General features: G+C 72.1%; 7 protein-coding genes. 4 read left to right on the forward strand and 3 right to left on the reverse strand.

What is annotated here, in order from left to right; all coding sequences use genetic code 11:
- Positions 1 to 58 precede the first annotated feature (58 nt).
- From eutC to I6A60_RS32375, 3 genes are all read right to left on the reverse strand, one after another.
- Entirely contained in the window at positions 59 to 913 is an 855-nt protein-coding gene (gene eutC, locus I6A60_RS32365; protein ID WP_203025056.1) for an ethanolamine ammonia-lyase subunit EutC, read from the reverse strand.
- Positions 910 to 2,364 carry an ethanolamine ammonia-lyase subunit EutB gene (gene eutB / locus I6A60_RS32370; protein ID WP_203025057.1) on the reverse strand — a complete coding sequence of 485 codons (1,455 nt, stop codon included), beginning with the start codon at positions 2,362 to 2,364 and terminating at the stop codon, positions 910 to 912. The genes eutC and eutB overlap by 4 nt, the downstream gene beginning before the upstream one ends.
- A 205-nt stretch (positions 2,365 to 2,569) precedes the next feature.
- Entirely contained in the window at positions 2,570 to 4,198 is a 1,629-nt protein-coding gene (locus I6A60_RS32375) for an APC family permease (protein WP_203025058.1), read from the reverse strand.
- Positions 4,199 to 4,392: 194 nt separating this feature from the next.
- Between I6A60_RS32375 and I6A60_RS32380 the strand changes: the two genes are divergently transcribed.
- Genes I6A60_RS32380 through I6A60_RS32395 form a run of 4 tightly spaced genes read left to right on the forward strand, consistent with a single transcriptional unit; the run spans position 4,393 to position 8,547 of the window.
- Positions 4,393 to 5,769: an aspartate aminotransferase family protein gene (locus tag I6A60_RS32380; RefSeq protein ID WP_203025059.1), complete on the forward strand. Its 1,377-nt coding sequence runs from the start codon at positions 4,393 to 4,395 to the stop codon at positions 5,767 to 5,769.
- Positions 5,766 to 6,872 carry a phosphotransferase enzyme family protein gene (locus tag I6A60_RS32385; protein WP_203025060.1) on the forward strand — a complete coding sequence of 369 codons (1,107 nt, stop codon included), beginning with the start codon at positions 5,766 to 5,768 and terminating at the stop codon, positions 6,870 to 6,872. The genes I6A60_RS32380 and I6A60_RS32385 overlap by 4 nt, the downstream gene beginning before the upstream one ends.
- A complete protein-coding gene (gene fabG, locus I6A60_RS32390; protein WP_203025061.1) occupies positions 6,872 to 7,651 on the forward strand; it encodes a 3-oxoacyl-ACP reductase FabG in 780 nt (259 codons plus the stop codon). Before I6A60_RS32385 ends, fabG begins: the two co-directional genes overlap by 1 nt.
- Positions 7,652 to 7,662: 11 nt before the next feature.
- Entirely contained in the window at positions 7,663 to 8,547 is an 885-nt protein-coding gene (locus I6A60_RS32395; RefSeq protein WP_307873973.1) for a GntR family transcriptional regulator, read from the forward strand.
- Positions 8,548 to 8,570 lie beyond the last annotated feature (23 nt).

The following is an 8,570-nucleotide window of genomic DNA, read 5'->3' on the forward strand; positions in this document are numbered from 1 at the left end:
GCTGGCCTGCGATCGATCATCGTGCGCGACGCTGGTCGGGCCGCCGCGAAGGTCTGCGTTAGCTGCCCAGCGCGGCCGGGCCTTGGTCTTCCTTGATGAGGACTCCTGAGGTGCCCGCGGCGCGCATGGCGGTGGCGAGGGCGAGTACGCGGGCGACGGCGGACGGGAGGTCGACGCCGCGGGGGTGGATGTTGGAGATGAGGTTGCGGTCGGCGTCGGTGTGGCCGGGGCGGGGGCGCCAGGCCAGGTAGGCGCTCAGGCTCTGGGCGGTGACGAGGCCGGGGCGTTCGCCGATGAGCAGGACGACCACACCTGGGTCGAGAAGCTGGCCGATCTGGTTGAGAAGCCCGACGCGGGCGTTGCGGACGGCGAAGACCTGGCCGACGCTCCAGCCGGCCTCGCGGGCGGCGTCGAGCAGCGCGGGCAGCAGGGCCGGGACCTGGGCGTCGACGGCCGCGACGGAGAGGCCGTCCCCGATGACGACCTGCAGGTCGGCGCCCGGCGGGCACCGGCGGGTCACCTCGTCGCGCGCCTCGGCGGACAGGGTCCGGCCCAGATCGGGACGGCGCAGGTAGGTGGCGCGGTCACCGGCGGCAGAGTCGACGGCGAACAGACCGAGACTGTCGACCAACGGCGCCAGCGGGCCGGTCTCCAGGTCAAGGGCGGCGTGGACGGCGTCCTGGGCCGCCGCGTGGTCGGCGCGCAGCGCGAGCTGGTCGGACGTGCGATAGGACGTGCCCGACCGGCCGAGGAACAGCCGCGCGGGAGTGACGGCCCGGACCCGTCGCTCAAGCGCGATCCTTGCCGGGCTGGTGGCCAGGCCGCCGGTGGAACCAGTCGAGTCCGTCGGCTCGCTGACCGCGGCGGCTTCGTCGGTCGGTGCCCGCTCCCCGGCCGCGTCTGGGCCGGTCACTGGCCGCTCGTCAGCGCGGCGCGCGCGGCGGACGGGGACGGGGGGACCGCCGCGACCGCCTCGTCCAGGCCGGCCAACAGCCCGGCGGCGACGTCGGGACCGGGGTCCGCGAGGCGGCCCGCTCGTAGCAGCCCGCGCTCCTCCAGCCAGGCGCCGTACTCGGGGGTGGGCGACAGGCCGAACAGGTCGCGCATTCCCGAGGCGTCGTGGTAGCTGGTCGACTGGTAGCTGAGCATCACGTCGTCCGCCCCCGGAACACCCATCACGAAGTTGCAGCCGGCGGCCACGAGCAGCACCAGCAGGTCGTCGTTGGTGTTCTGGTCGGCGTCGACGTGGTTGGTGTAGCAGACGTCGATGCCCATCGGCAGGCCGAGCAGCTTGCCGATGAAATGGTCCTCCAGGCCGGCCCTGGTGATCTGCCGGGCGTCGGCCAGATATTCCGGCCCGATGAACCCGACCACCGAGTTCACCAGAAACGGCTCGTAGACGCGGGCGACGCCATGGGCGCGGGCCTCGACGGTCAGCTGGTCGAGGCCGCCGTGCGCGTCCGCCGACAACGCCGAGCCCTGGCCGGTCTCGAAATACATGACGTTCGCGCCGATGAACTCACCCGTCCGGTCTCGATGATGCGCGAGCACCGCCGCGCGACCCTCCGCAAGCATGTCCAGGCTGATGCCGAACGACCGGTTCGCCGCCTCCGTCCCCGCGATCGACTGGAACAGCAGGTCGACGGGAGCGCCGGCCGCGAGTGCCGCGAGCTGGGTGGTGATGTGCGCGAGCACGCAGGTCTGCGTCGGCAGTGAGAACCGGCGGATGAGCCCCTGAAGGCCGTGCAGGACGGCGCCGACTCCCGTGACGGACTCGGTCACCGGGTTGACGCCGAGGACGGCGTCGCCGCAGCCGTAGAGGATTCCGTCGAGGGTGGAAAGAAGAATGCCCTCCACATCGTCGGTCGGGTGGTTCGGCTGGACCCGTACGCCGAGCACTCCTGCCTCGCCCATGGTGTTGCGGCAACGCGTGATGGTCCGCAGCGGCTTCGCGCCGGCGATCAGATCCTTGTCGCTCATCAGTTTCGCGACGGCCGCGGCCATCTCCGGGGTTATCGCGTTCGCCAGCCCGCGCTCGGCCCAGAGCGCCGGGAAGCCGGGGGAGAGGATCAGCTCCCGGAACTCTCCGACCGTGAGGCTCGTGAGCCCCGAGTCCGCGAAGGCCGCGGCGTCGTGCGACGCCAGGATCAGCTCGGTGACGGCGTCCTCGATCAGCGGGGTGGCGAGGATGTCGGCCAGCCGGACGTCCGCGAGCGCGAGCTTCGCCGCGACCCGCTCGGTGGCGCTGCCAGCCCCGAGCCCGGCGAGCTGGTCGCCGGACTTCTCCTCGTTCGCCTTCGCCAGCAGTGTCGCGAGGTCGGGAAAGACGTACCCGGTGCCCCGCACCGTCGCCCGGAACGTCACGGCCGCTCCCCTCGGTAGGTCTCATCGTGTTGATCGTCGTTTCGGCCCTCCGATGGTCGTAGCCGGGACCGACTGACAACCACTGGAGGGCCAAAACGGCGATCAAGCTCCGACAGTCGGAGCCGCGTCCGGTCCGTCTTCCAGCTTGCCGGTCCGGCCCGGCGACCGCCGCGGGATAGGGCGGGCGCCGGGCCGGCCGGACGGGCTAGGCGGTCGCCTCGCCGGTGGGCTGGGCGGGGATGGCGCCCGCGGGGGCCACGGCGGCCTCCTCGAGCGACCGTTCGTGGCTCTCCTCCATCACGATCCGGCCGATGGTCGCGTACTTGGCCGGGTTCGCCAGCCGGATGCCGATCGCGACCGCGAGGCCCAGGACGAAGAAGCCGATCACGATCCACGGCGTCGCCTTGAACACCGGGCTGCCCGACGCGGCGCCGGCGGCGAACTTCAGGTTCTGGAAGAGCAGGTAGACGACGTAGACCATGCCGGCCGCGCCGAGGATCGGCGGCAGCAGCGTCCGGTACCAGCGGGCCGTCTCCGGATGCATCTTGCGGACATGGAAGTAGCCGACGACGGCGATCGACGAGATCGACTGCACGATCAGGATCGCCATCGTGCCGAGGATCGCCATCAGGCCGTAGAGCTGGGTGTAGGCGACGTCCGGGGCGGAGTCGGTCGGCTTCTGCAGCCAGAAGAACAGCAGGACGATGGCCAGCGTGATCACGGACTGGACGAGCGAGGAGATGTGCGGCGAGCCGTGCTTCTTGTGCGAGGCGCCGAGCGTCTTGCCGAGCCCGTCGGACAGGCCCTCCCGGCCGATGGCGTACAGGTACCGGGAGGCGGCGTTGTGGAACGCCAGGGCGCAGGCGAACGACCCGGTGCAGGTCATGACCTTGTAGACGTCCAGGAAGAAGCCACCGAGCATGTCCTTCGTCGGCGCGTAGAACAGCGAGAACGCGTCCTTCTGCGAGACGTCCACCGCGCCGGTCTTGCCCGCGTAGGCGACCGCCATCCAGGACACGAACGTGTACAGCACGCCGAGGCCGATGACGGCGATCAGCGTCGCCCGGGGGACGATCTTCTTCGGGTTCTTCGACTCCTCGCCGTAGACGGCGGTGGTCTCGAAACCGACCCACGACCAGAACGCGAAGAAGAGGCCGAGGCCGGCCACCATCGTGACGTCCTTGCTGCTCGGCCCGGCCTGGAAGGCGCCGACCGGGTTGATCGAGCCGGCCATCAGGCCGTCCGATCCGCCACCGGTGAACAGCACCCCGAAGCTCATCGCCAGCAGCAACAGGACCTCGATGCTGAGGAAGACCCCGAGGACCTTGCCGGAGATCGAGACGTTGAAGTAGCCGAGTGCCGCGGCGGCGGCGACCGCGATCAGGGCGTACCAGATCCAGGAGATCGACCCGACGTGGAACACCGTCTCCATCGTCGTCTTCGCGAACGACGCGAAGATGCCGACCAGCGAGGCCTCGAACACGACGTAGGCCATGGTCGCGAGGAAGCCGGACGCCATGCCGACCGCCTGGCCGAGGCCGTGCGAGATGAAGCCGTAGAACGCGCCGGTGGCGGTGATGTGCTTCGCCATCGCGACGTAGCCGACGGAGAAGATCGTCAGCACGATCGTCGCGACGAGGAACGACGCGGGTCCGTGGGTGCCGTTGCCGTAACCGACGACGATCGGCAGGTTGCCGGTCATGGCTGTGATGGGTGCGGCGTTCGCCAGCACCATGAAGAGGACTCCCAGGAGGCCGACGGCTCCCGGCCTCAGCCGCTGCACCTGGGTGGTGTCGGCCGTTACCGGAGGCGCGGCCTCGCTCTGAACGCTCACCTGTGGCTACCTCCCGCTGTGCGCCACCGCTCGGGCGGCTGGCGCGTGTTCGGGCGATCGTGGCCCCTCCGGATACCCGGCCACAAGGTGGGGTCAGACCATTTCACATGCGGAAACAGGCCACAACGTGGCCGAAACACAAACGGTACGTACCTTTACCAGACCAGACTCCCGGCCCACGCTACGGTCGTGCCGTGGCCATCCCCGATGTTCCGAGAGACGACCTGGTCGACCGGCTGCTGGCGACGCCGAAGGCCGATGTGCTCGCCGCGAGCGAGCGTTACTGGAATCCCGGCAAGACCAGGTTCTGGACCGACGCCGGCACCCCGCTGGTGATCGGCGAGCGCGAGGGCTACCTGCTGCACGACCTCGCCGGAAACACGCTGGTCGACGTGCACCTCAACGGCGGTACCTACAACCTGGGCCATCGCAACCCGGAGCTCGTCGCGACCCTCACGGCCGCCCTCCAGCACCTCGACATCGGCAACCACCACTTCGCGGCCCTCGGCCGCGCGGCACTGGCCGAGGAGCTGGTCACCTCGGGGCCGATCCCCGACGGCAAGGTCGTGTTCGGCGTGAGCGGCGGCGAGGCCGTCGACCTGGCCCTGAAGTCCGCCCGCTACGCCACCGGCCGCCGCAAGGTCATCTCGGCGGTCGGCGCGTTCCACGGTCACACCGGCCTCGCGGTCGCGGCCGGCAACGAGCGCTACGCCGAGCGGTTCCTGGCCACCCGGCCGGACGAGTTCCTGCGCGTCCCGTTCAACGACCTGGACGCGATGGCCGCCGCGCTGGCCGGCCACGACGTCGCCGCCGTGCTGCTGGAGACGATTCCCGCGACCTCCGGCTTCGTGATGCCCGAGCCCGGCTACCTCGCCGAGGTCGCGAAGATGTGCGCCGCCGCCGGCACGCTCTACGTCGCCGACGAGGTGCAGTCCGGCCTCGGGCGCACCGGTGCGCTGTGGTGCATCACCAAGCACGGCGTCACCCCGGACATCCTGGTGACGGGCAAGGGCCTGTCCGGCGGGATCTACCCGATCTCGGCGACCATCCTCGCCCCGGCCGCCGCCGGCTGGCTGGAGGAGGACGGCTTCGCGCACATCTCGACCTGCGGCGGCTCGGATCTCGGCTGCGTGGTCGGGCTGCGGACCCTGGAGATCACCCAGCGCCCGTCGACCCGGGAGCGGGTCGACGCCCTGATCACGACCTTCACCGAGGGCCTCACCCAGATCGCCAAGGACGACCCCGACTGGCTGGTCGAGATCCGCCAGGACGGCCTGGTCATCGGCCTGCGGTTCGACCACCCGCAGGGCGCCCGGTTCGTCTCCCGGCGCCTCTACGAGCACGGGATCTGGGCGATGTTCTCGGCGCTGGACCCACGGGTGCTCCAGTACAAGCCGGGCCTGCTGGTCACCGACGAGCTGGCCGCCGACCTGCTCGACCGCACCGCCACCGCCCTCCGGCTCGCCGCCGGGGACGCCCGCTCCGGCGTCGAGCTCGCCCCCGACCGCTCCGACACCGCCGGCCGGCCGGCGCCGCTGGACGGCGCCCGCCCGCGGCCGGGCGCCCGGTGACGGCGACCGGCCCGACGGCCCGGGTGGCCAGCAACGTCGGAGTGGACGACGTCGTGACCGGCGAGCTGCGCGCGCTCGACGCGCTGCTCCCGGCGGTCCTCGCGGCCTACGACCTCGGGTCAGCCGAGGTGGCACTGCTGAACCTCTCCGAGAACGCCACCTACCGCGTCGACGACCCGGGTTCCGGCCGTCGCTACGCGCTGCGGCTGAACCGGCCCGGCTACCACACGCCGGCCGAGATCGAGGGAGAGCTGGCCTGGGTCGCGGCGCTGCGCGCCGAGGGGGTCGTGCTCACCCCGCCCGTGGTCCCGAACCGCGCGGGGGAGGCCGTCACGACGGTCACGCCGCCGGGCGTCGGCGACCGGCAGGCGGTGCTGTTCGACTGGGTCGACGGCTACCCGCCCGAACCAGGTGACACCGCCGGCCTGGTCGCCGCGTTCGGCACGCTGGGCGACATCGCCGGCCGGATGCAGCTGCATGCCCGCCGCTGGGCCCGACCGGCCGGCTTCGACCGGTTCGAATGGGACCTGGCCCAGACCATCGGCCCGCACGCCCGCTGGGGTGACTGGCGCAGCGGCCTCGCCTGGGCGCTGGCCGGCGGTGGCGACGCGCTGCCGCCCCGCCACGGCGCACCAGCGCCCGAGCGGGACCTGATGACCCGGGCCGCCGTCGTCGTGGAGAGCCGGGTCGCGGCCTTCGGCGCCGGCCCGGACAACTACGGCCTGATCCACGCCGACATGCGGCTGGCGAACCTCATGGTCGACGGTGTCGGCGCCATCACCGTGATCGACTTCGACGACTGCGGCTTCGGCTGGTACCTGTACGACCTGGCCGCTGCGCTGTCGTTCATCGAGCATCACCCGGCGATGCCCGAACTAGTCGCCGCATGGCTCGCGGCCTATCGGCGCCACGTCCCGCTCACCGCCGACGAGCTGGCCATGGTCGCGACGTTCATCCTGCAGCGTCGGCTGCAGCTCACCGCCTGGCTGGGCACTCATCCGCACGCCGACGCGGTCGACGACGTCACCGGGTACGCCCGGGCGAGCCTGGAGCTCGCGGAGGCCTACCTGTCCGGGACGCTGCTGCCAGAGGGGATCGCCTAGTGTTCACGCCCATCGAGGGCCGCACCGTCGTCGTGACCGGCGGCAGCCGGGGGATCGGCAAGGGCATCGCCCGGGTGTTCGCCGCCGCCGGCGCCAACGTCGTGATCACCGGCCGGGACGCGGCCGTCGCCGAGGCCGCCGCCGCGGAGCTCGGCAAGTCCGGTGGCACGGTCTCCCACGTCACCGGCGACGTCGCGTCGGCGACCGACATCGCCCGGCTGGCCGAGGAGGTGCTCGGTAGGTACGGCGGCTGCGACGTCGTCTGCGCGAACGCCGGGATCTTCCCGGCCGCCTCGCTCGAGACGATGACCGAGGCCGACATCGACCTCATGCTGGGCGTCAACGTGAAGGGCGCGCTGCTCACCGTCCAGGCCTTCCTGCCGGCGCTGAAGGCCTCCGGCCACGGCCGGGTGATCCTGACGTCGTCGATCACCGGCCCGTTCACCGGCTACCCGGGCTGGGCCCACTACGGCGCGTCCAAGGCCGCGATGCTCGGCTACATGCGGACCGCGGCGATCGAGCTGGCGCCGCACCGGATCACCGTCAACGCCGTCCTACCCGGCAACATCCTCACCGAGGGGCTCAGCGCGCAGGGCGAGGACTATCTGCGCGCGACGGAGGCCGCCATCCCGATGCGCCGGCTCGGCGACGTCGAGGACATCGGCAACGCGGCGCTGTTCCTCGCCACCGACGAGGCCGCCTACATCACCGGCCAGTCGATCGTCGTCGACGGCGGGCAGATCCTGCCCGAGTCCCCGGCCGCGCTGGACGAGATCTGACGGCGCCGGCGGTGGCGGGCCCGGTCATCGTCGCGCCGGACGGTGTTGATCTCGCCGCCGGTCCCGCGGATATTCCGGGTGGGCCGGCCCGCGCGGACCGGCAGCCCGTCACCGTCGGTCAGACTGGACGGATGGCGCTCGACTTCGACCCGTCCGGGGCCCCGCTGGGGCCGACGGCCGCTGACGTGCGCCGACGGCTGCGCCACCTGGTCACGGACGGGACGCATCGTCCCGGTGAACGCCTGGGCGGCGAGCGGGACCTCGCCGCGTCACTCGGCGTGAGCCGGGAGACCCTGCGGCAGGCGCTCACGGCGCTGGAGCGGGAGGGCGTCGTGCTGCGGGTCCGCGGCCGCGGCGGCGGCACGTTCGTCGCACCGCGCAAGGTCGAGCGGGACCTGACCAGGATCGTCGGCGTCCCCGAGCTGCTGCGCACCCAGGGGTTCACCGCGGGCTCGCAGGTCGTCAGCGCGGCGCTGGAGCCGGCCGACGAGACCGTCGCGAAGGCCCTGGAGCTGGAGCCCGGCGACCCGGTCGCCCGGATCGTGCGGCTGCGGCTCGCCGACGGCGGCCCGATCTCGCTGGAGAACGCCTGCTTCCCGGCCCGCCGCTTTCCCGGGTTGTTCAACCTGCCGCTGGGGGGATCGCTCTACGAGCTGTTCGCCGAGGAGTACGGCATCCGCCCCGGCGAGGCGCTCGAACAGATCGAGGTGGTGCTGGCGGGCGACGAGGAGGCCGTGCTGCTGCGCTCGGCGGTGGGCGCCCCGCTGCTCGCCCTCGACCGGACCACCCGCGACCAGGACGGGCAGCCGTTCGAGCACTCCCACGACCTGTTCCGCGCCGACCGCATCCGCATCCTCGTGCGCTCGACCGGCACCACCGTCGCCACCACCCGCTGACGCCGGGCCCGCCCGCACGAGGG

The sequence above is a fragment of the Frankia sp. AgB1.9 genome (assembly GCF_016786355.1).
Classification (GTDB): Bacteria; Actinomycetota; Actinomycetes; order Frankiales; family Frankiaceae; genus Pseudofrankia.